Annotated in this window: 20 protein-coding genes; all 20 read left to right on the forward strand. The window is 41.0% G+C overall.

The window, feature by feature from the left end:
- Nucleotides 1–280 precede the first annotated feature (280 nt).
- On the forward strand, nt 281–2,794 hold the full coding sequence (gene secA / locus O2S85_RS06215; RefSeq protein ID WP_269411819.1) for a preprotein translocase subunit SecA: 2,514 nt from the start codon (nt 281–283) through the stop codon (nt 2,792–2,794).
- Between the two features lie 268 nt (nt 2,795–3,062).
- Nucleotides 3,063–4,164, forward strand: a protein-coding gene (gene prfB / locus O2S85_RS06220; protein WP_269411820.1) for a peptide chain release factor 2 whose coding sequence is annotated in 2 segments (ribosomal slippage) — nt 3,063–3,134 and nt 3,136–4,164 — 1,101 coding nt in all. Because the reading frame shifts where the segments join, the coding sequence is not laid out codon by codon here.
- A 180-nt stretch (nt 4,165–4,344) separates the two neighbouring features.
- Nucleotides 4,345–4,713: a cytochrome c551 gene (cccB, locus tag O2S85_RS06225; RefSeq protein WP_269411821.1), complete on the forward strand. Its 369-nt coding sequence runs from the start codon at nt 4,345–4,347 to the stop codon at nt 4,711–4,713.
- A 492-nt stretch (nt 4,714–5,205) separates the two neighbouring features.
- Nucleotides 5,206–5,892, forward strand: coding sequence for a cell division ATP-binding protein FtsE (gene ftsE / locus O2S85_RS06230; RefSeq protein ID WP_269411822.1), 687 nt, complete (start codon nt 5,206–5,208; stop codon nt 5,890–5,892).
- Complete coding sequence (ftsX, locus tag O2S85_RS06235; protein ID WP_269411823.1) at nt 5,882–6,775, forward strand: permease-like cell division protein FtsX; 894 nt, start codon at nt 5,882–5,884, stop codon at nt 6,773–6,775. The genes ftsE and ftsX overlap by 11 nt, the downstream gene beginning before the upstream one ends.
- A gap of 140 nt (nt 6,776–6,915) precedes the next feature.
- A complete protein-coding gene (locus O2S85_RS06240) occupies nt 6,916–8,292 on the forward strand; it encodes a murein hydrolase activator EnvC family protein (protein ID WP_269411824.1) in 1,377 nt (458 codons plus the stop codon).
- 258 nt (nt 8,293–8,550) lie between these two features.
- Nucleotides 8,551–10,005 (forward strand): S41 family peptidase, encoded by a 1,455-nt coding sequence (locus tag O2S85_RS06245; RefSeq protein ID WP_269412494.1) that lies wholly within the window; start codon nt 8,551–8,553, stop codon nt 10,003–10,005.
- A gap of 132 nt (nt 10,006–10,137) precedes the next feature.
- A complete protein-coding gene (locus O2S85_RS06250; RefSeq protein ID WP_269411825.1) occupies nt 10,138–11,373 on the forward strand; it encodes a PDZ domain-containing protein in 1,236 nt (411 codons plus the stop codon).
- Between the two features lie 176 nt (nt 11,374–11,549).
- Nucleotides 11,550–13,535 carry an excinuclease ABC subunit UvrB gene (gene uvrB, locus O2S85_RS06255; RefSeq protein WP_269411826.1) on the forward strand — a complete coding sequence of 662 codons (1,986 nt, stop codon included), beginning with the start codon at nt 11,550–11,552 and terminating at the stop codon, nt 13,533–13,535.
- A gap of 288 nt (nt 13,536–13,823) precedes the next feature.
- Nucleotides 13,824–16,700, forward strand: a complete 2,877-nt coding sequence (gene uvrA, locus O2S85_RS06260; RefSeq protein WP_269411827.1) for an excinuclease ABC subunit UvrA — start codon at nt 13,824–13,826, stop codon at nt 16,698–16,700.
- 154 nt (nt 16,701–16,854) lie between these two features.
- Nucleotides 16,855–17,205, forward strand: coding sequence for a YojF family protein (locus O2S85_RS06265; RefSeq protein WP_269411828.1), 351 nt, complete (start codon nt 16,855–16,857; stop codon nt 17,203–17,205).
- 28 nt (nt 17,206–17,233) lie between these two features.
- A complete protein-coding gene (gene bshB2 / locus O2S85_RS06270; RefSeq protein ID WP_269411829.1) occupies nt 17,234–17,899 on the forward strand; it encodes a bacillithiol biosynthesis deacetylase BshB2 in 666 nt (221 codons plus the stop codon).
- 141 nt (nt 17,900–18,040) lie between these two features.
- Entirely contained in the window at nt 18,041–18,238 is a 198-nt protein-coding gene (locus O2S85_RS06275) for a PspC domain-containing protein (RefSeq protein ID WP_269411830.1), read from the forward strand.
- A complete protein-coding gene (locus tag O2S85_RS06280; protein WP_269411831.1) occupies nt 18,238–18,594 on the forward strand; it encodes a phage holin family protein in 357 nt (118 codons plus the stop codon). Before O2S85_RS06275 ends, O2S85_RS06280 begins: the two co-directional genes overlap by 1 nt.
- A 214-nt stretch (nt 18,595–18,808) precedes the next feature.
- On the forward strand, nt 18,809–19,744 hold the full coding sequence (gene hprK, locus O2S85_RS06285; protein WP_269411832.1) for an HPr(Ser) kinase/phosphatase: 936 nt from the start codon (nt 18,809–18,811) through the stop codon (nt 19,742–19,744).
- 11 nt (nt 19,745–19,755) lie between these two features.
- On the forward strand, nt 19,756–20,595 hold the full coding sequence (lgt, locus tag O2S85_RS06290) for a prolipoprotein diacylglyceryl transferase (RefSeq protein ID WP_269411833.1): 840 nt from the start codon (nt 19,756–19,758) through the stop codon (nt 20,593–20,595).
- A gap of 36 nt (nt 20,596–20,631) precedes the next feature.
- Nucleotides 20,632–21,270, forward strand: coding sequence for a pyrophosphatase PpaX (gene ppaX / locus O2S85_RS06295; protein WP_269411834.1), 639 nt, complete (start codon nt 20,632–20,634; stop codon nt 21,268–21,270).
- 3 nt (nt 21,271–21,273) lie between these two features.
- Nucleotides 21,274–21,792, forward strand: a complete 519-nt coding sequence (locus tag O2S85_RS06300) for an acyltransferase (protein ID WP_269411835.1) — start codon at nt 21,274–21,276, stop codon at nt 21,790–21,792.
- Between the two features lie 435 nt (nt 21,793–22,227).
- On the forward strand, nt 22,228–23,889 hold the full coding sequence (locus O2S85_RS06305) for a glycerol-3-phosphate dehydrogenase/oxidase (protein ID WP_269411836.1): 1,662 nt from the start codon (nt 22,228–22,230) through the stop codon (nt 23,887–23,889).
- Nucleotides 23,890–24,069: 180 nt separating this feature from the next.
- Nucleotides 24,070–25,071 (forward strand): tetratricopeptide repeat protein, encoded by a 1,002-nt coding sequence (locus O2S85_RS06310; RefSeq protein ID WP_269411837.1) that lies wholly within the window; start codon nt 24,070–24,072, stop codon nt 25,069–25,071.
- Nucleotides 25,072–25,089 lie beyond the last annotated feature (18 nt).

Below are 25,089 nucleotides of genomic sequence, written 5' to 3' on the forward strand. Positions count from 1 at the left end.
GGCGCCCAAACATGCAAATGACGAACATATGATAGACGATTCAGTTGTCACTTTTATGAAGAAAGTGTTATTATTGATCATGGACTATCGTAGTATAAGGGTGTGTTCAAAAAGGAGGATAAAAAAATCGAGGCCGGCTAAGGTCTCGGGCGTTCTGTTGCTACGCCGACAATAGTACGTCGAATTTCGGGACAGTTGAAATTCGAAATGTCATTTTTACCCGGATGTTTTGAACAGTCTCTTTAAGTGACGATTTTTACCTTGCGAGGAGCGTTTTATTATGCCAGGATTATTGCAAAAAATTTTTGGTGATGGAAATCAAAAACAACTTAACAAATATCAAAAAACAGTAGATAAGATAGATGCATTAGAACCAGAATATGAAAAATTTACCGATGATGATTTAAAAAATAAGACGGAAGAATTTAAGGAGCGGTATCAGAACGGCGAATCACTTGACGACATGTTGGTAGAGGCATATGCCGTTGTACGGGAAGCCTCCAAACGTGTCCTTGGTATGCGTCCGTTTCCGGTTCAATTACTAGGTGCGGTTGCTCTTCACGAAGGAAATATAGCCGAAATGAAAACCGGGGAAGGGAAAACACTCGCTTCAACATTGCCAGCCTATTTAAATGCACTTTCCGGTAAAGGGGTTCATATTGTAACCGTTAATGACTATCTGGCTGACCGTGATGCACGGGAAATGGGAGAGTTATTCGGATTTCTCGGTTTGACAGTAGGTTTAAACGGTAACGGGCTGTCAAAAGAAGAAAAACGGGATGCTTATTATTGTGATATCACATATGGAACCAATAATGAGTATGGATTTGATTACCTGCGTGATAACATGGTGCTTTACAAAGAGGAGATGGTACAACGTCCGCTCAATTTTGCTATCATTGACGAGGTCGACTCCATTTTGATTGATGAAGCGAGAACGCCATTAATTATTTCTGGCTCAGCGCAAAAGTCTGCCTCGATGTACCAACAGGCAAATTCCTTTGTCAGTACGTTGAAAAATGAAACTGATTATACGTATGACGAGAAGACGAAGGGTGTACAATTGACAGAGGAAGGGATCAATAAGGCAGAACGTTATTTTTCGATTGATAACCTGTTTGATTTAAATCACGTCACATTGACCCATCATATCAACCAAGCATTGAAGGCACATGTTTCCATGCATCGAGATACGGATTACGTGGTTCAGGAAGGCGAGGTTGTCATTGTTGATCAATTTACTGGCCGACTGATGAAAGGCCGTCGTTATAGTGATGGCCTTCATCAGGCAATTGAGGCGAAAGAGGGTCTGCAAATTCAAAATGAAAGCATGACCCTTGCATCCATTACCTTCCAAAATTATTTCCGGATGTATCAGAAGCTGTCCGGGATGACTGGTACAGCAAAAACGGAGGAAGAGGAATTTCGCAGCATTTATAATATGGATGTTATTACGATTCCAACCAATAAACCAATTATCCGTGAGGACCGGGCCGATTTAATTTATAAAACAATGGATGGCAAGTTTAAGGCGGTTGCAGAAGATATTAAGGAGCGGCATGAAAAAGGACAGCCTGTTCTAGTTGGAACTGTAGCTGTTGAAACATCAGAATTAATCTCCAACTTGCTAAAGCGAATGGGTGTTAAACATGATGTCTTAAATGCCAAAAACCACTTTAGAGAAGCGGAAATTATTGAGAATGCCGGTGAGAAAGGCGCTGTAACAATTGCTACCAATATGGCCGGACGTGGAACAGATATTAAACTTGGTGAAGGCGTCAAGGAACTTGGCGGACTGGCGGTCATCGGTACGGAGCGGCATGAGTCACGCCGGATTGATAATCAGTTGCGTGGTCGTTCCGGACGACAAGGCGACCCAGGAATTACACAGTTTTATTTATCCATGGAAGATGAGTTAATGCGCCGATTTGGTTCTGATAATCTCCGTTCAATGATGGAGCGGCTGGGGATGGATGATACACAGCCAATTGAAAGCAAAATGGTTTCCAGGGCAGTTGAATCCGCGCAAAAACGAGTAGAGGGTAATAACTTTGATGCACGTAAAACGGTGTTATCCTATGATGATGTGCTTCGTGAACAGCGGGAAATCATTTACAAGCAACGGTTTGACGTGATTGACTCAGAAAATTTACGGGAAATCATTGAAGGAATGATCCAATCTACCGTTGAACGTGTCGTCCAGTCACACACAGCAGATGATTTGGATGAAAACTGGGAATTAACTGCAATTGTTGATTATTTACATGGAAACCTATTGGATCCGGAAGATATTTCAGCAGATGATTTGCTTGGTAAAGAACCAGAGGAAATGGTTGAGCAAATCATGGAGATTCTGAAAAGGAAATATGATGAGAAAGAAGAAGAAATATCACCGGAACAAATGCGCGAATTTGAAAAAGTCATTTTGCTGCGGACAGTTGATAGCAAATGGATGGATCATATCGATCAGATGGATCAATTACGACAAGGTATCCATTTACGAGCATATGGGCAAAATGATCCTTTACAGGAGTATCAGGCGGAAGGATTCCACATGTTTGAACAAATGGTCACAGCAATTGAGGAAGAAGTCTCCAAATATGTGATGAAGGCACAAATTCGCCAAAACCTACAGCGACAGGAAGTTGTCAAAAACACCCAAGCAGTTTCCGGTGGAGAAGATAATGATAAAAAGAAATCAAAAAAACCGTATGTGAAAAAAGAACGTATAGGTAGGAATGACCCATGTCCATGCGGAAGCGGCAAAAAATATAAAAATTGCCATGGTCGCTAAGGATGGAAATAGATAGACAAGGCCGAAGCGCTCACGCAATAGCTCAAAAACACTCCCGAATCAAGGGAGTGTTTTTCCGAGAATATACAAAACTAATAGGGGTGTTCAAAAGGAGGGTAAAAAGGACCAAGAGGTTCAAGGCGGCGTAGCTTTGAGCACCGGAGTGTACATAGAGGTACATGAGGAGCGGAAAAGCAAGCCAACGCTGAAATTCGAAGCGTCATTTTTACCGGACTTTTTGAATTTCCTCTAATAATGAGGTGACAGGATGGAACTAACAGAAATCAACCATGAATTAGAAAAAATAAAGGCGCGTATTGCCGATTTTAGGGGGTCTCTTTGACTTAGAGGCAAAAGAGGACCGGATAAAAGAGTTGGAATTGCAAATGACTGACCCTGGTTTTTGGGATCATCCCAACGAGGCGCAAAAAGTGATTAATGAAACAAACGGGCTAAAGAATTATGTTGACCGGTTTGCTGAATTGGAGGCAAAACTGGACGATCTGGAGGTTAGTTATGAATTAGTAAAAGAGGAAAATGATCCCGATCTATTTGCTGAACTAGAAGATGGGATGAATGACCTGCAGGAAAGTGTTAATCAGTTTGAATTGCAATTGTTGTTAAGTGAACCATATGATGCCAATAATGCCTTACTTGAGCTTCATCCCGGTGCTGGCGGAACAGAATCACAGGACTGGGCCAGCATGCTACTGCGGATGTATCAGCGCTGGGCCGAAAGTAAAGGATTTCAGGTTGAAACACTTGATTATTTGCCTGGGGATGAGGCAGGGGTTAAAAGTGTAACGCTATTTATTAAAGGTCATAATGCCTACGGGTATCTTAAGGCGGAAAAGGGCGTTCATCGTCTGGTACGAATATCTCCTTTTGATTCGTCCGGAAGAAGACATACATCATTTGTTTCCTGCGATGTTACACCTGAGTTTAATGATGAAGTGGAAATAGATATTAACAATGAAGATTTGAAAATTGATACGTACCGTTCCAGCGGTGCAGGCGGCCAGCATGTAAACAAGACAGATTCTGCAGTCAGAATTACCCATTTGCCAACCAATATCGTGGTGACCTGCCAATCAGAACGTTCACAGATACAAAACCGGGAACAAGCAATGAAAATGCTCAAATCAAAATTGTATCAATTGGAAATCGAACGTCAGCAACAAGAATTAAATGAAATTCGCGGTGAACAAAAAGAAATTGGCTGGGGCAGTCAAATTCGATCCTATGTTTTTCACCCGTATTCCATGGTCAAGGATCATCGAACCAATGTAGAGGTCGGGAATGCGCAAGGTGTTATTGATGGTGATTTGGATCCATTTATTGATGCATATTTACGCTCGCAAATGAAGTGAAAACCATTCCCGGCATATACGTGAATTTGTCGGTAATTTGTCATAATCTGTATAAGTGTTGCTATTGATGCATTTTGGTCGCTTTTTCAATGCCCAATGGAAAATCAAGGGTTTTAAAATTTGGCAAATGGGTTACAATATCCTTGATAGTAAAATTCTTTTTGTTAGGGGGATTTTAAAGTGAAGAAATGGTTATTAGCGGTTCTTTTTGGTACCGCCCTTGTACTCGGAGCTTGCGGTGGCGGCGGGGATGACAACGCAGGCAATGACAACGGGAACAATAATGCCAAGGAAGAAAATAATGGTGGCAATGTAGACGAGCAAGCTGCAGAGGATGCTTTCCAAAGTAATTGTGCTTCTTGTCACGGCTCTGATTTATCTGGCCAAAGCGGTCCTAACTTGCAAAAAGTAGGATCAAAATATTCCAAGGATGAAATTGCTGACATTATTGAAAATGGTAAAGAAGGCGACCAAGGAACAATGCCAGCAGGAATGGCTACTGGTGACGATGTTGATCTAATCGCTTCTTGGCTGGCACAAAAGAAATAAGAAGATTTTAGGGAAGCTTGACCAACCTTATATGGTTGGTCAAGCTTTTTAAATTTTTTTCATAAGTTTTTAATAAATAGGTCTAATGAAGTGTTGACATGAAGCAGTGACTACAATTAAAATATTGCATTTGAAATAAAAATGTAATATTTTTTTGCCTAAAAATGTCGTCGAAAAATGTTATACTATGGAAAGTATGATAAAATACTGTTGCAAGTTACCGATAATGAACCCCGGCACACATCCCAACTTAAAGTGCGTGTTCAAAAAGGACCGAGAAGTTCTAGGCGGCGTAGCTTTGAGCACCGGAGTGTACATAAAAGGTACATGAGGAGCGGAAAAGCAAGCCAACGAGCTTCAAAGGAAGGCCGACTAAAAACGGGCTTGCGCTCAGGCGTCGGCATACCCCTTTTGAAGGGGCATGTCATTTTTACCGGACTTTTTGAACATCCTCTTAAACGAATTTAAATAATTTAAAAGGTGATTTGAAATATGATAACGATGAAAGATGTATATAAAACATATTCCAACGGTGTGACTGCACTTAATGGAATTAATGTATCGATCGACATGGGAGAGTTTGTTTACATAGTCGGTCCGAGTGGTGCAGGGAAATCCACTTTTGTTAAACTTATCTATCGCGAAGAAAAACCCTCTGAAGGATTAATCATTATCAACAATAAAAATATAGCCGAGATAAAAGAACGAAAAGTCCCCTATCTGCGCCGTGACATCGGTGTGATCTTCCAAGATTTTAAATTGTTACCCAAACTAACAGTCTATGAAAATGTTGCCTTTGCATTGGAAGTAATCGAAAAGCCGCCTAAAACAATTCGTAAACGGGTCATGGAAGTACTGGAAATGGTTGGATTGAAAAACAAAGCCAGGTTTATTCCGGATGAACTATCCGGTGGGGAGCAGCAGCGTGTATCTATTGCACGGGCAATTATCAATCAACCTAAAATAGTGATCGCAGACGAGCCAACAGGTAATATTGATCCCGACACTTCCTGGGGGATTATGCGCATTTTTGAAGAAATCAATTTGCGTGGTACGACCATTATCATGGCTACGCATAATAAAGAAATCGTCAATACCTTAAAAAAACGTGTTATAGCCGTAGAAGATGGCTTAATTGTACGAGACGAACATCGAGGTGAATACGGCTATGAGATTTAGAACATTAAGACGGCATGTTCGTGAAGGGTTTAAAAATATTTTTCGCAACGGCTGGATGACAGTGGCCTCGGTTGGTGCCGTCACAACGACATTGATTTTGGTCGGTGCCTTTCTTGCAATAATGTTCAACTTGAATAATATGGCCGATAACATTGAGGGCGACGTTGAAATTAATGTGCTGATTGACTCCACAGCAAATAAAGCTCAAATTGAACAATTGAATGGGGAAATTAAGGACATTGGCAAGGTAGAAAGTGTCCGGTTCTCATCAAAGGATGAACAGTTAAAGGAACTTATTGAAAGCATGGGAAAACAAGGAGACGCTTGGGAGTTATTTGAACAGGATAATCCGCTGAACCATGTGTTTGTGGTCAAAACAAAAGATCCAGTTGACACCATCAATGTTGCCAAAGAAATCAGCGGGTTCGATAGTGTGCAAGAAGTGAACTATGGCCAGGATGTAGTCAAGCGATTATTCCAATTTAACAAATATGCCCGGACTATTGGGATTATCTTGATTGTTGGATTATTATTTACCGCGACATTCCTAATCTCAAACACTATTAAACTCACGATTATGGCGCGCAGTAAGGAAATCGGCATTATGAAATTGGTTGGAGCGACCAATGGATTCATTCGGTGGCCATTTTTCATTGAGGGGATGTTACTAGGTATCCTTGGGGCAGTAATTCCGATCGCCGTTGTTTTAGGTGGTTATTACTATCTGGAGAATGTTCTTAGTCAGAAAATCTCATTTAGCTTTGTAACATTATTACCTTTTAACCCGTTTGCTTGGGAATTATCACTTGTTATTCTACTAATTGGTGCAGTGATTGGAATTTGGGGCAGCACAATGAGTGTCCGTAAGTTCTTGAAAGTTTAATAGCAGATGTCCTAAAGACCGATGTTAATAGAAAAAACATATCAAAAAGTTGCCAAATAAAAAAACAAATGTACAGCTGATATTTGGTGACTTTTTGAATAATGGTTGCAATTGTAGAGAGAAAGGGTAGGGTTTACGAGATGAAAAAAGTAGCACCATATATACTTACTGGAGTCCTCATGTTGGGATCAAGTTTTTCTGCGATCAGTCCTGTTCATGCAAAATCAATGGACGAAGTGAACGATCAGATCAATCAGTTGGAAAAAGAAAAAGATGAACTGACAGAAAAACAAGGGGATGTAAACAATAAGAAAAACGATGCCGACAAAAAAATGAATGATAATCTGTCTAAGCAAGATAATGTAACAGACCAGTTGAATAAGCTGGATGATCAACTTTCTGATACAAAAACCAAAATTAATGCCAAAGAAGATAAAATTGCTGAAACTAACAATGAAATCAATCAGCTAAAGGAACAAATCAAGGAATTGAAACAAGAAATTGAAAAGTTAAAAACAAGTATTAAAGAACGAGAGGCATTGCTTAAAGAGCGACTTCGAGCCATTCAACAAAATGGTGGAGATATGAAGTATATGGAAGTTATTCTTGGCTCACAAAACTTTAGCGATTTTATTAGCAGATCATCGGTAGTTAATACAATCATGGATTCCGATAAGGGAATTATGGAAGCGTTGGAAGCTGATAAAAAGGAATTGGAAAAAAAGCGATCCGACGTTCAACAGAATAAAAAAGAAGTAGAAGACAAAAAGGCTACATTAGAGGCGCAAAAAAAGGAACTGGAATCCTTGAAGAAAAAATTGAATAAACAAACGGGCGAGAAGAAAAAAATGATGAAGAAGCTCGAAAAAGAACACGATGAACTGGAAGATTACAAAATGAGTTTGGAAGAGCAGGAACGGGTAATGGATCAACAGGCCCAAGCGATTGAACAAGACAAAAAATCCGCCGCTGATCAAAAGGCCAAATTGGAAAAACAGGCAGAAGAGCGAAGGGCCAAAGCAAAAGAACAAGAAAAGGCACAAAAGCCCCGGACAAGTGCAAATGCAAATACAACGAGTACTAGCAGTAATACCAGTAAGAGCAGCAGCTCTGAAAACATCCAAACTGGTGGTAGTGGCAAATTAGCGTGGCCGGCAAACGGACGGCTATCATCAGGCTACGGAGCGAGAAGTTTTGGCTATCACTACGGCGTCGATATTGCCAATTCTACTGGTACACCAATCCATGCTTCTGAATCGGGTACCGTAACCCGGGCTGAGCGTTCGGATAGCTACGGAAATGTGGTATATGTCTACCATCCACATCTTAACCTGACAACGGTTTATGCACATATGTCAAGTTTGTCCGTTAGTTATGGTGATCATGTTAACGCTGGTCAGCAGATAGGTTTAATGGGCAATACAGGACAATCGTTTGGAAGTCATTGTCACTTTGAAGTTCATGAGGGACAATGGAGCTACCGTAGCGGTGTCGACCCAATGCCATATTTACAATAACCATCTCGTTATGAATCTGGAAAACTTGTATCGAGCTCCAATCGGTGGATTTCATGATTTGACTCAATCAAGCATAGGCTATATATTAAAGGCATCGCACATTACGGTGTGATGCTTTTTTGATAGGAAAATGAACAGGCCAATCTTGGAACGCTAATAGAATAGGTCGGCTAGTCTGTTTGACGAATGTACATGAGAATGTTTAATATTTTATAGATAAGAACCACCAATCCAAAAATGATTAATTGGGGTGAGATGATGAAGTTTAAAAAACAGCATATACTTATTTTAGCTTTAGCGCTTATTCTCGCTTTTGTCGGGGGTTTTGCAGGAGTGAAACTGGCACAACCGCATCAGGCGAAGGAAAATAGCGAAACCAATTTGGACACGCCATCTACTGCAAGTGGCAATACCGAAGTACCGGAAAATATGGATAAAGTGGAACAGGCTTTTCAATTAATTAAAGAGAATTATTTAGAGGATGTAAAGGATCAAGATTTAATTGACGGCGCTGTTAAGGGAATGCTAAAAACATTGGATGACCCTTACAGTACATATATGGATGCCGAAACGATGAAAGGCTTTAACGAAACCATAGAATCATCTTTTGAGGGTATTGGTGCTGAAGTAAGCTTGAAAAATGGAAAGGTCACCATCATCGCTCCGATCAAAGATTCACCTGCTGAAGATGCTGGATTACGACCTAATGATCAGGTTTTAAAGGTGAATGATGAGAGTGTCGAAGGATTGGAACTATATGAAGCCGTGGAAAAAATACGCGGGAAGAAAGGTTCCAAAGTTGTCTTGAAAGTACAACGACCCGGTGTTTCTGACCCGTTTGATGTAACCCTTGTACGTGATGACATCCCCGTTGAGACCGTGAATGCGGATGTTAAGAAAATGAACGGAAAAAAAACCGGCATACTAGAAATTACCACATTCTCGGAGAATACAGCGAAGGAATTTGATGAGCAATTAACGAAACTGGAAAAGCAGGGAATCGAGGGTCTGGTTATTGATGTTCGGGGTAACCCCGGCGGATTATTTGATGCAGTCCAGGATATTTTGAAAATGTTCATTCCGAAAGACCTGCCATATGTCCAGATTGAGGATCAAAATGGTGAAAAGACACCATATTACTCAGATCTGAAAAAGAAAAAAGATTACCCAATTAGTGTTATAGTTGATGAGGGGAGTGCCTCAGCTTCGGAAATTCTGGCGGTGGCGATGAAAGAGGCTGGATATGATGTCGTGGGAACGAAAAGCTTCGGAAAAGGAACCGTGCAACAAGCAGTTCCTATGGGGGATGGAAGCACCATTAAACTAACCTTTTATAAATGGCTTTCCCCTAAAGGAAATTGGATTCACGACAAAGGAGTTGAGCCAACGATTAAGGAAAAGCAGCCAAATTATTTTTATTCAAACCCGATCAAGGTCAAAAAACCACTTGCCTACAACCATACGGGTGAAAACATTAAGAACATACAAATCATGTTATCGGGATTGAACTATGATACTGGCCGTGATGATGGATACTTTAATAAACAGACAGAGCAAGCAGTCAAGGCGTTTCAACAGGACAACGATTTAAAACAAACAGGCAAGGTTGATGAAAAAACCGCAGAACTGATTGAAGCACAAATTATTGATCATATTCGCGAAGGTGATGACGATCAGCAAATGAAAAAGGCCTTGCAGGAACTGTATAAATAAGATAGTAAATCCGCGGAAAAGCCCGCGGATTTGTTGTGTTCAAAATATCGTATCATGGTAAAATAAAAGGAGTATGTACAAAACAGAAATAATGCCAGTTGACATGCTTGAAAAGACGTACATAATTGTTATGTGAAGAAGGTGATTAAATTGGCTGAAGCATGGTTATTCGAATTGGTCAAGGGAATTGGCAAATTGTTTTTAAATCCGCTTCTGTATTGGGCGGTTATACTAGTTGTTTTAAGTGGAATATCCAGAGTCAAAAAGGAACGAAGCAATTTTGGTATAAAAGTATTTGATGTGTTTGCGGAATGGCAAAACACATGGCGGATATCGCTTGTATCCGGTTTGGTTGTTTCCGTAGTATGTTTAGGGTTGGGAGTAATCTTTTCTTATGAGACTGTTATTCTATTAAGTCTGGTAAGTATTGTGCTTAGTGTCGCATTAAAATTCACCTATCTTTCTCCAAGTTACACTATTGGAATAACGTTTTTATTGCTATTATTTATTCCCCTGCTAACGGACGAAATCCCGTTCATTCACGGCAACGATTTATTTTCGGCTGTAAATTTCACCGGATTAGCGCTTTTATTGGGGTTATTGTTATTGGTCGAAGGGATCCAGGTGAACCATGTAAATCGAAATGAATCATTTCCCGAGCTGGTAATGAGCAAACGTGGTAAGTGGGTAGGGCAACACCACTTGAAAAAAATGAGCATCATCCCATTCTTTGTATTAATACCTTCCGGGGCGATTACCCCATTTGCTTCATTTTGGCCGACTATTTCAATTGGCGCAGACTCGTATAGTATATTACTGGTGCCTTTTCTACTTGGGTTTGATCATATTGTAAAAGGACATGCCCCTTATCAGGTAAAAAGAAAATTGGCCACTTCCATTGGGATGCTTGGTGTATTGGTATTATTACTTGCTGTGGGGAGTTTATTTATTACATGGCTGTCACTTACTGCTGTTATTATAGCTATTTTGGGCAGAGAATATATTCGTTATAAACACCAAGTATATGATAATAAAAGCAATCCATATTTTCATATGGAGAAAAATGGATTAAAGGTGTTGGGAGTCATTCCTGGTTCGCCGGCTGACCAAGTTGGTGTGTTAACCGGGGAGACGATTTATAAGGTTAATGGACAACGTGTCAATCAAGTGGCCGACTTTTATCGTGCATTACAGACTAGTGGTGCATACTTCAAAATGGACGTAATTGACGATGGCGGAGAGATTCGTTTTGTACAACACGCCTTTTACCAGCACGATCATCATGAATTGGGAATTTTGTTTGCCAAAGAAAAATATCGGCTGTCTGAGAGAAAGAGAAATAAAGACTCGAATGTGAAGCAAGAATAGAATCCATGTCATAAACCTTGATAGGCACATGTTCATGACTGGTATATCCTCAGGTTGGAAATACTAATATTAAACTTCTTAAGCAAAAAAATCGAATACTCGTTCGTTTGTATGTTAAAATAATTAAATATCTATGGTAAACTAATGAGAGAGAATATAGATCGGAGGCTTGCCTTATGGAAAATCAGTTTGATCTGGTGGCGAACTATGAGCCACAGGGTGATCAGCCAAAAGCTATTGAAGAATTAGTGCAAAAAATACTGGCTGGTCAACGGCATCAGACTTTACTTGGGGCGACGGGTACAGGGAAAACATTTACGGCATCCAATGTAATCAAGGAAATCAATCGTCCGACACTGGTTATTGCCCATAATAAAACTTTGGCAGGGCAGCTATACAGTGAGTTTAAGGAATATTTCCCGAACAACGCAGTAGAGTACTTTGTCAGTTTTTATGATTACTATCAACCAGAGGCATATGTCCCATCATCTGATACATTTATTGAAAAAGATGCAAGTATAAATGATGAAATAGATAAATTGCGACACTCTGCAACGTCGGCATTATTTGAACGAAATGATGTTTTAATTGTTGCCAGTGTATCATGCATATTTGGTTTGGGGTCCCCGGACGAATATGGCAGTCAGGTATTATCATTACGCATGGGTATGGAAAAAGACCGCGATCAATTATTACGTGAATTGGTTGATATCCAATATGCCAGAAATGATATTGACTTTAAACGTGGGACATTTCGCGTGCGTGGTGATTCCGTCGAAGTTATCCCCGCATCGCATGAAGAGCATTGTCTGCGTATTGAATTCTTCGGTGATGAGATTGACCGTATTCGCGAGGTCGATGCCTTGACTGGTGAAATCATTGGGGATCGGGAACATGTTGCTATTTTCCCGGCGTCCCACTATGTAACCCGTGAAGGAAAACTGAAAATGGCTATGGAAAGTATCCGGCAAGAACTGGACGAACGTTTAAAAGAATTACGTGATGACAATAAATTGCTGGAAGCACAGCGTCTGGAGCAGCGAACCAACTATGATCTTGAAATGATGCAGGAGATGGGTTTTTGCTCCGGTATTGAAAACTACTCCCGTCATTTGGCATTGCGGGAACCTGGATCAACACCATACACATTGCTTGATTATTTTCCCGAGGACTATTTAACCATTATTGATGAATCCCATGTTACATTACCGCAAATCAGAGGAATGTATAACGGAGACAGAGCAAGGAAACAGGTTTTAATTGATCATGGATTCCGTCTTCCATCAGCGCTCGATAACCGGCCGTTGACATTTGAAGAATTCGAAAAGCTGTCCAACCAGCTCATTTTTGTATCAGCAACCCCCGGGCCATATGAAATGGAACACTCATCGGTTGTGACCGAGCAGATCATTCGACCAACAGGACTTTTGGATCCAGAAATTAAGGTGCGTCCGATTAAGGGGCAAATTGATGATTTAATTGGCGAAATTAATACCCGGGCTGAACGTAATGAACGGGTGCTTGTGACAACGCTGACCAAGAAAATGTCGGAGGATTTGACCGATTATTTAAAGGAAATCGGGATCAAAGTTGCTTACCTGCATTCGGAGATTAAGACACTGGAGCGAATTGAAATTATTCGTGATTTGCGTGTGGGTAAATACGATGTTCTCGTTGGCATTAACTTGTTACGTGAAGGACTAGACATACCTGAAGTATCGCTTGTAGCTATTTTGGATGCTGATAAAGAAGGATTTTTACGGTCAGAGCGTTCTCTGATTCAAACCATGGGGCGGGCAGCCAGAAACGAAAATGGTATGGTAGTGATGTATGCCGATAACATTACCAATTCCATGCAGGCTGCCATTGATGAAACGAATCGTCGCCGTGAAAAACAAATGGCGTATAATAAAGAACATCATATTACACCGAAAACGATTCGCAAAGAAGTACGTGATGTTATTCAGGCTACAGTTGCTGCGGAAGATCAGGAAACATATAACGCAGAGGGAACCAACCTGACAAAATTGCCTAAGAAAGACAAGGAAAAGGCAATCGAGAATATGGAAAAAGAAATGAAAGAAGCTGCCAAAGCGCTTGATTTTGAAAGGGCCGCAGAACTGCGCGATATTGTACTGGAGCTAAAAGCAGAAGTATCATAAGAACAAAGGCGTAAGCACCCGGTTAGCGGCGTATGTGCTGGACTGAACCGTAGGAGATAAAGGAAACATGCCTCTGCAAAAGGGGTATGCCGACGTTGGCCGCAAAGGCCGTTTTTAGTCGGCCTTCCTTTACCCCGAGTCGATGTTGACTTATCGTACGAAGGTGAAGGAAGCACACTAGCCGCTGGGTGCTGGAGCCGGACGGGGCTCGCCTTGTCCCAAGCAGAGTAGAGCGCAAATTTTTATGCTTCTTTTCTATAATTAAAATGGAAGGATGACGAGTTCATCATGCCTAGTAAAGCTATACAAATAAAAGGTGCCAGAGCACATAATTTAAAAAACATCGACATTTCTATTCCAAAGAACAAACTTGTCGTTCTGACCGGCCTATCCGGATCCGGAAAATCATCGCTTGCCTTTGACACGATCTATGCTGAAGGTCAGCGTCGTTATGTGGAATCATTATCGGCATATGCCAGACAATTCCTGGGACAAATGGACAAACCGGATGTGGATGCCATTGAAGGGCTTTCTCCGGCCATTTCCATTGATCAAAAAACAACCAGCCGGAATCCACGGTCGACGGTAGGAACTGTTACGGAAATTTATGATTACTTGCGCTTGCTGTTTGCCCGGGTAGGACGGCCAACCTGTCCAAAGCACGGAATCGAAATCAGCTCGCAAACCGTACAACAAATGGTTGATCGGATTTTGGAATACCCAGAGCGTACCAAAATGCAGATATTGGCACCAGTTGTTTCCGGTCGCAAAGGGGAACATGTGAAAATCTTTGAACAACTAAAACAAGAAGGTTATGTACGGATTCGCGTAGACGGTGAGATGCGGGAAGTTGCTGATGAATTTAAATTGGAAAAGAATAAAAAACATTCCATTGAGGTTGTTGTTGATCGGATTGTTGTAAAAGATGGCGTGGCCGGGAGACTTAGTGATTCGATTGAAACAGCACTGGAACTTGGGGAAGGAAACATTATTGTTGATGTTATCGGTGACGAAGAACTTAAATTCAGTGAAAACCATGCCTGCCCGATTTGCGGTTTTTCCATCAGTGAACTGGAACCACGTTTGTTTTCATTCAACAGTCCCTATGGTGCCTGCCCAACCTGTGATGGTTTGGGAACCAATTTGGTTGTTGACATCGATCTGGTTATTCCGGATTGGGAGAAAACACTGAATGAACATGCTATCGCCGCCTGGGAACCAATTAGTTCGCAATATTATCCCCAGCTTTTGAAAAGTGTTTGTACCCATTATGGAATTGATATGGATGTACCGGTGAAAAATTTGTCCAAACAGCAAATGGACATTATTTTATATGGCAGTGGCAAAGAACGCATCCATTTCCATTTTGTCAATGATTTTGGTAAAGTTCGTGATAACGAAATTATGTTTGAAGGGGTCGTAAACAATATTGCCCGACGATATAGGGAGACATCGTCAGACTTCATTCGAGAAACATTGGAAAAATACATGACCCACAAAGATTGTCCGACGTGTCATGGATACCGGCTAAAGGAAGAAGCACTTGCCGTATTGATTAATGGCCTTCATATCAGTCAGGTTACCGATTTTTCGATTACCGAGGCAAGTCAATTCTTTGGCACGCTGGAGTTAACGGAAAAGGAAGAAAAAATTGCCCGGATGATTTTAAAAGAAATTAGTAATCGGCTGACCTTCTTGAACAATGTAGGTCTGGATTATTTAACATTGTCACGTGCTGCCGGAACTTTGTCAGGCGGAGAAGCTCAGCGGATTCGCCTGGCTACACAAATTGGTTCCGCGTTAACAGGTGTGTTATACGTATTGGATGAACCATCGATTGGGTTACATCAACGGGATAATGACCGATTAATTGGAACGTTAAAGCAAATGCGGGATTTGGATAATACATTAATTGTGGTGGAACATGATGAGGATACGATGCTTGCCGCAGATTGGCTGATTGATATTGGTCCGGGTGCAGGGGATCATGGCGGCGAGATTGTTGCAAGCGGAACACCGGAAAAGGTAATGAAGAACAAAAAGTCCCTGACTGGCAACTATTTGTCCGGTGAAAAATTTGTTTCTGTTCCATTGAAACGGCGGAAACCAACCAAAAAAAACATTGAGGTTGTTGGTGCACAGGAAAACAACCTGAAAAATGTCGCAGCGAAATTCCCAATTGGATTAATGACCGTTGTTACTGGTGTTTCCGGTTCGGGAAAAAGTACGTTGGTAAACGAAATTTTATATAAATCATTGGCGAAACAATTGAATAAAGCCAAGCTTAAACCTGGAAAGCATCAAAAGATCAAAGGGATAAATAATATCGAAAAGGTCATCGATATTGATCAATCACCAATTGGTCGAACTCCTCGTTCCAATCCGGCAACATATACGGGTGTGTTTGATGATATTCGTGATGTGTTCGCCCAGACGAATGAAGCAAAAATCCGGGGGTACAAAAAAGGACGGTTCAGTTTTAATGTCAAAGGCGGTCGCTGTGAAGCATGCCGCGGTGATGGCATTATTAAAATTGAAATGCACTTTTTGCCTGATGTGTATGTACCATGTGAAGTGTGTCACGGTAAACGGTATAACCGTGAAACATTAGAAGTGAAATATAAAGGCAAGAGCATTGCCGATGTGCTGGATATGACCATTGAAGAGGCATTGGACTTTTTTGCCAACATCCCGAAAATAAAACGTAAACTGGAAACGATTGATGATGTTGGTCTTGGTTATGTCAAACTCGGTCAGCCGGCAACAACATTATCCGGCGGGGAAGCACAACGGGTCAAACTTGCCAGTGAATTGCATCGCCGTTCGAATGGTAAGTCATTTTATATCCTGGATGAACCAACAACAGGTCTTCATGTTGCTGACATTAAGCGATTGTTGAGTGTTTTGCAACGATTGGTTGACAATGGGGATACCGTATTAATCATTGAACACAACCTGGATGTCATTAAAACGGCTGATCATATTATTGATCTTGGACCTGAAGGCGGTGAACGTGGCGGTGAAATTATTGCCACCGGAACACCGGAACAAATAGCAGAAACGGAAGAATCGTACACAGGGCGCTATTTACGGCCGATTCTGGAACGTGACCGCAAACGGATGGAAACAATGCTTAGAGAAAAGGAAAAAGTGGCTTCAAAATAAAAATAACAACAGCAAACCCGGCTTCGGGGCTTGCTGTTGTTATTTGCCTTTCAAATCGTTCGTAAACTAACAAGGAATAGCTTGGGCAAAATTTTTGACGTGCTTTATCCTTTTCTGTAATGTAAAAGAAGAGGTTGTAAGGAGGAGTAGCCGGATGAAGCCGATAGAAATGGATGCAGTACAACAACACTTGGACCGTTTAAAAGATAAAGAGGTTTATATTCATTTGGAAACAACGAACGGTGCCTATGCAAGTCATGTAAATGAGAAGGCTTATACCGTTGGTGCATATATTCGTAACGCAAAAGTTAAATTTTCGCAAGCCAAGCTTGTTGGTAATGGTCAATCATATCGAGCAGGGTTGAAGATGGAGATTGGCTGGATTTATGCAGAAGGGTTAACCGACTGGACCATTCATGACCATCAATTACTTTTGGCGGGTCATGATCGAGAAGGTCGGCTCATGGTTGCGCTGGAATTAAGCGAAACACCATTTCGTCAGTAAGAGCGTGTTCAAAGAAAGGGTGAAAAACATGGAAAAACATGTCGTAGTAATTTACCCGCACCCAGATGATGAATCATTTGGTGCAGCGGGAACCATCACCAAGTTTCGAAAACAGGGTGTACCCGTTACCTATTTATGTGGGACGCTAGGTGAAATGGGTCGCAATATGGGGAATCCGACATTTGCCAATCGGGAAACATTACCAGATATACGCAAAGAAGAATTGATTGCTGCATGTAAGGAACTGGATATGGATTTGCGAATGCTAGGCTACCGGGATAAAACGGTTGAATTTGAGGATCGCCAACAGATAGCGGGACATGTGAAAGGAATTCTGGAGGAAATCGAGCCAAGCCTAGTCATTACCCATTATCCCGGTTATGCTGTACATCCAGATCATAATGCAATGGGTGCAGCAGCTGTGGAAGCAGTCCGGCAAATGGATGAAGCCAAACGACCGGTTGTTTGGGCTCAGGCAATATCCAATAACTATTACGATGAACTTGGCAAGCCAGACATCAACAATGATGTGACAGATGTAATCAATGAAAAAATGGCTGCAATTATGTCGCACAAATCACAGGCGAATGGTGTACTGGCACAATTTCATGACAATCAGAGTACAGCAACAGATATATCGGAAATCGCTAAAAGATCAATGGGAAAAGAGCGATTTTTTATTTGGGACTATTAGTTTGACATCATCCATTTATATAATCCCTGCCAACAAAAAGGCGGGGATATTTTATAAAAAGAGTAACATTTAGCTTTATGAATGTCGTATGATGAATATAATAGAAAAAGAATGGAATACGAAGATAAGGGAGAGAATACCATGCCCAAACGTTTAACAAGATCGATTAGAGACCGTAAAGTTGCTGGTGTTTTGGGCGGAATAGCCGAATACTTTAATATTGATTCGACTATTGTCAGACTGGCATTTGTTATTTTGCTCATAACGAGTTTCTTTACTTTAACCCTGATCTATTTGCTAGCTGTTTTCATTATGCCAAATGATGGTGAGGTGTATTAATGTTTTTGCGGTGGATATTGTCCGTCTTCTTGAATGCGGTAGCCCTCATCGTAGTAGCGCAGCTGTTTGATTCTTTTCATTTGGAGGGATTCGGTACAGCACTTCTGGCAAGTGTTATTTTATCCATTTTAAATGTGATCGTAAAACCAATTTTGATTATTTTCACCTTGCCAATTACAGTCTTATCGCTGGGATTGTTTTTGTTTGTGATTAATGCGATTACATTAATGATTACGCAAGGGCTGATGGATGCCTCGTTTGTTATTGAAGGATTTGGCACAGCTGTTATTGCCTCTATTATTATTTCCATCCTAAACCTTTTGTTGAATCAGTTGGTAAAAGATACGATACGTTAATATAGGTGCAAATCATCACAGGTTCATACCTGTGATTTTTTGTTACTCATTAATGAAAATATGCTACAATAAAAAGCAGTAATTCGATTAAACAGCGTGCATATGGGAAAGTTACGCTGATGCTTAAAAAAAGAGTCTGATATTGATAACGGCTATTCTGCAAGATTTTTGAACAGCCAGGTTTTACTTTGTACCCGAACTGGAGGACAAAAACATGGAAATCGTACGGACAAAGGATCTATTAGAGAATTTTAATTTAACGCTTGTAGCGGGGAAAGACGGCATACATAGGGAAATACCAACAAGTGATATCTCCCGTCCAGGAATTGAAATGACTGGTTATTTTAAGTATTATCCCAAAGAACGTTTACAATTAATAGGCAAGACGGAAATGGCCTATTATTTAGATCTTACCACTAGTCAACAAAAAGATCGGGCGGCCAAGTTATGTACGGACATAACCCCCGGCATCGTAATTAGCAGAGGGATGGATGTTCCGCAGCCAATGCTTGATGCAGCCGATGAGTTTGGTGTGCCCATTCTCCAATCACCCAGGAAAACGAGCAGGGTTATTAGCAGGCTGACAAATTATCTGGAGGCCAAATATGCCCCATTTACAGCTATTCATGGTGTACTAGTTGACATCTATGGAGTCGGCGTGTTGATCACGGGTCAAAGCGGGGTAGGAAAGAGTGAAACCGCATTGGAATTAGTTAAACGTGGACATCGACTGGTCGCTGATGACAGTGTAGAAATACGCCAGGAAGATTATGATAGGTTAATTGGTAATTCCCCGCCATTAATTGAACACTTACTGGAAATTCGCGGATTGGGCATCATAAATGTAATGACCTTGTTTGGTGCAGGGGCAGTACGCAATTATAAAAAAATCTCACTTATCATCAACCTGGAATCGTGGGATGAGGAAAAGCAATATGATCGACTTGGTCTTGATGAAGAGAAAATGAAAATTATGGATGTGGAGCTTCCAAAAGCAACGATCCCAGTTAGACCGGGAAGGAACCTTGCTGTGATTATTGAAGTAGCTGCCATGAATTACCGTTTGAAAAAAATGGGATTTAATGCTGCAGAAGAATTTTCCGAGCGCCTAACAACCATGATTGATCAAGAAAAAGATGCAACGGAATAGGAGGGGTTTTTTTGACTTGTGATGCACCGACACTTGATCGTGTGTTTATACACGTTGGATCATTTCCAATTTATTGGTATGGCGTTATTATTGCTGCTGGAGCATTTATTGGATTATGGTTGGCCACCAGAGAAGCAAACCGTCTTGGGTTAAAAAAAGATATTATGGTCGATTTGGTTGTCTTTGCTATTCCAATTGCCATTATTTGTGCCCGTATCTATTATGTCGTTTTTGAATGGGATCAGTATAAAGATGGACCCTGGTGGGGTGTGTTCGCCATTTGGAATGGTGGAATCGCCATTCATGGGGCATTGATTGGTGCCGTACTGACAGCAATAATATTTTCCCGAGTAAAAAAGGTATCCTTCTGGCAGTTGGCGGACATTGCGGCCCCAAGCCTTATCCTGGGACAGGCAATCGGGCGCTGGGGCAACTTTATGAATCAAGAGGCACATGGCGGACCAATATCGGAGGCTGCGTATCATCATTTTCATCAATATTTGCCAGATTTTATTATGAATCAGATGTGTATCGACGGCGTCATGTATCACCCCACCTTTCTTTATGAATCTGTCTGGGATATACTTGTGTTTTTATTTTTACTATGGCTACGCAGAAGAAACCCGGCGCGTGGCGAAGTATTCCTTGCCTATGCCATGACATACTCGGTCGGCAGATTTTTTGTGGAAGGAATGCGGACGGATAGTCTGGTTTCCGAGGGTATACGAGCTGCGCAAGTTATCTCTGTCGTAATTATTGTGGTCGGTATTGTCTTAATCTTTTACCGACGGAAATCCGGGATGGCCAAATATCATTACGATGGAACGAAATTGCCTTCAAGAAAGAAATAATTGACCAGATTACAGCAAAAGCGAGGGAACAAGTGAATGAATATGGATACAATACTTTTTGATTTGGATGGAACATTAATTGATACAAATGAATTAATTATTGCTTCTTTTCAACATACATTCAAGCATTATGGAATGGCGATAACCCGGGAGCAAACGATTGAATTTATCGGACCGCCATTGAATGAATCCTTTGCGAGCTTAGTACCAGCGGAACAGGTGGCTGCCATGATTGATACGTATCGTGAACATAATTTACTGCACCATGACGATTATGTAACGGCCTTCCCTCATGTGGTGGAGACAATAAAACAACTTAAAGAGCACGGGCTAAAACTGGGGATTGTAACAACGAAAAGATTTCAATCCGTAGAAAAAGGAGTAAAATTAACGGCTCTGGAACCATTCTTTGATGTAACGATTACACTTGATGATGTAACCCATGCGAAACCACATCCAGAACCTGTTATTATGGCCATGAAGCGGCTGGGTGCACAAAGAGAATCGACGCTAATGGTTGGAGATAATTCGCATGATATCGAGGCTGGTCAGCATGCTGGTGTGCAAACGGCGGCGGTCGCATGGTCATTAAAGGGAAGGGAAAAAATGCTGGAATATAATCCAACTTATATACTTGATGATATCAGGGATCTGTTAACGATCATTGGGGTGTGACCCATGCGGAATACCAAGCGTTATCCGGTTAAACACGCTAATTCCCTATGGCAAATTTATCGGACGGTGCCTTTTTGGAAGGTTGTCAAAAATTTTATCGTCATTCAAACAGCCCGCTATACACCATTTTTGGCAATGAAAAATTGGCTGTATCGTACATTTTTACATATGTCTGTTGGGCGACAAACCGCTTTTGCATTAATGGTTATGCCAGATATTATGTTCCCGGAAAAGATAACAGTAGGTTCAAATTCTGTCATTGGTTATAATACAACGATATTGGCACATGAGTATCTGATTAAGGAATATCGGATTGGTAAGGTAACTATTGGTGACGAGGTAATGATCGGCGCGAATACGACCATATTGCCAGGTGTTACAATTGGGGATCATGCAATTGTATCGGCGGGAACACTTGTAAATAAAAATGTTCCTGCCGGCGCGTTTGTTGGCGGTAACCCCATGCAGCTGATTTATACAAAAGAAGAAATGGAACAACGACAGATGGAAGATGAAACCTAAAAAACAATATCAATTATGTGAGCAATCCTCTTTCCAAAACACCTAATATATGTTACGATACATTTAAGTTAATAATTTGGACGGAGAAAACGGAGAAACCGCAAACCATCAATGGGTAGATAATATTCATTGATGTGATTTGTGGTTTTTTTATTTGCTATATATGAACTTCTCCGTATTCGACTTTCACGTATCCGCATTTTTCCTCCGTATTTTCGTCCTGTTAAAATATAATTCCACATTTGATACATGAATTTCCATAGAAACGGGAATTGATATCTATAGATTGGTGGATTTATGATGAGCATTTATTGGCTGTAATACCCCCGCCTCCAATTTAAGAGAACGAAATGCGAAAGTAGGGGAGAAACAGCCCGTATTCCTGATTCGTTCGGGCCTGCACAATGAAGTTTTATTTTATGGGGAGTGATTGGCATGACAAATTTTTCAAGTTTTAACCGTGATCATATTTTTAAAAACTTAACAGATAAACAGCTGGATGTCCTGGTAATCGGTGGTGGAATAACAGGATCGGGTATTGCATTGGATGCTGTCACCCGAGGATTATCTACCGGAGTGGTCGAAATGCAGGATTTTGCTGCAGGTACATCGAGTCGCTCAACAAAACTTGTCCATGGCGGCTTACGTTATCTGGCACAATTTGAAGTGAAAATGGTTGCGGAAGTGGGTAAAGAGCGGGCAATCGTCTATGAAAATGGCCCACATGTTACCACGCCGGAATGGATGATGCTTCCATTTCATAAAGGTGGAACATTCGGACCGTTTACTACCAACATTGGGCTGCGCGTTTACGACTTTCTTGCCGGTGTTAAAAAAACGGAACGCAGAAAAATGTTAAGCCCGCAAGAAGCACTAAAAAAAGAGCCTTTAATCAAACGTGAAAATTTAAGAGGTGCCGGGTATTATGTGGAATATAAGACGGATGATGCCCGATTAACCATTGAGGTTATCAAAAAGGCTGTGCAAAAAGGTGCACATGCTGTCAATTATGCACAGGCTACAGAATTTATATATGATAAATCCGGGAAGGTAATAGGTGCCTATGTACGTGATCAATTGACCGGAGAAATGCATGAGATCTATGCCAAAAAGATTGTCAATGCTTGTGGGCCATGGGTAGATGATCTTCGGGAATTGGACGGTTCTAAAAAAGGGAAATCACTGCATTTAACCAAAGGTATTCACCTGGTATTTCCTAAAAAACGATTTCCGTTACAACAGGCCATTTACTTTGATACTCCTGACAAACGGATGGTTTTTGCTATTCCCCGGGAAGATAAAACCTATGTCGGTACTACCGATACGAGCTATGAAGGAGATATCGCTCATCCAACTATGACTGAAGCAGATCGTGATTATTTACTTGATGCGATCAATTATATGTTCCCAACAATGGATATGAAGGCATCAGATGTTGAATCAAGCTGGGCAGGATTACGGCCATTAATTGCCGAAGACGGGAAAAACCCGGATGAAATTTCGCGGAAAGATGAAATATTTGTTTCTGATTCTGGTTTAATTTCGATGGCTGGCGGAAAATTAACCGGTTATCGAAAAATGGCGGAACAAGCGGTTGATAAGGTTGTCAAGCAATTAAAAGAAGAAGAAAACATTTTATATTCGGATTCGGAGACCCGTAATCTGCCTATTTCCGGTGGGGAAGTTGGCGGATCAAAGGGATATCAGCAATTTAAACAGCGGAAAATAGAAGAGGCACAAGCGCTTGGTCTTGATGAAGAAACAGCATTGATGCTTGTGAAGAAGTATGGGGCAAATATTGACACCATTTTCGAAATTTATCAGGAAAAACAAGCAGAAGCCAAACAAGTTGAAATTGATCCGGTTGTTTTTGCTCAACTTATTTACGCCATGGAATATGAACTGACCTATAAACCGGTTGATTTCTTTATCCGCCGCACAGGTGGTTTATTCTTTGATATTAACTGGGTAAGAACGCACAAAGACAATGTAATTGCTTATATGGCACAGGTTTTGGGATGGTCATATGAACAGGAAACAGCTTACCGTAATGAATTGGACCAGCTGCTTCGTGAGGCAGTTACACCTGTAGGATAAGGACAAAGGTGCAAGCGCCCGGTAATTTTTATAGTTTCTTTCTTTCAAGATAAAGAGCTCCTGTCGTAAAAGATAGGAGTTTTTGTTTCGTTACGCAAAAATAATCCCCAACCCCCCATCTTCATGATAATCTGTGTTATACTTTGTTGCGGATGATTACTAAAGAATGAGGGGAAAATTGTGCAACAACTAAAGAATATAACAAAAAGCGAGCAGGATAATATTCTACCGTTTATCCCTGAGGGTGACTTTTATTTTATGAAAGGTGTCGAAGCTTTTCGACGGAGAAAATTTGATCTTTCGTTAAAATGGTTGCAAAAAGCGGTTGAACAGGAGCCTGAAGAACCGTTATACCAATGCCAAATGTCCATTGTCTATACGGAAATAGGTGCATATGATAAGGCGAATCAGGTGCTGACTGATGTATTACAATTTACCCGTGAAGCATATACAGACTGTTATTATTTACTGGCTAACAATTATGCCCATTTAGGATTGTTACAGGATGCAAAAAAATATGCGCGCACATATCTTGATAGTGAACCAGATGGCGATTTTAGCGAAGATGCCAAAAGTTTGCTTGAAATACTTGATATTGATGAAGACGATGGGGAATGGGCGCTTGAGGAAGAGGATGAGCTCCTGATTTATCAAGAGACAGTGTTTTATCATATGGAGAATCAGGAGTGGGAAAAGGCATTGCCGTTACTCGAAGAAATGGTCACATTGTTTCCGGAATATACTGCGGTGCATCATGATTATGCACAGGCATTATTTTATAGTGGTTCACCGAAACGGGCGATACAACTCGAACATGATCTATTGGATAAAGAACCAAATTCGTTGATTAGCCGATGTAATTTGGCAATTTTTTATTATGCTTATAATCAGCGTTCAGAAGGTGAAAAATATGTGCAGGCACTATTAAATATCTATCCTGTTCAAGAACAGCAGAAATTGCGGATCGCGGTGACATTAGCAAGTGTTGGGTTGTATTCCGATGCAACGGCCCGTTTTCGCTTGCTGAAAAAAGGGATTGTAAAAAATCACCCTTCGTATTATCGGTGGTATAGTACAGCGTTGTTTAAGTCCGGTAATGCAGCAAAAGCGCTGGAACTGTGGAAGGAAGGTTGCAAAAAACACCCAAAGCTGGCATATGAAGATGTACAATGGATGTTGTGATTGAGCAGAATAATAGAC

Origin of the sequence: Lentibacillus daqui (genome assembly GCF_027186265.1) — a bacterium.
Lineage (GTDB): Bacteria > Bacillota > Bacilli > Bacillales > Amphibacillaceae > Lentibacillus_C > Lentibacillus_C daqui.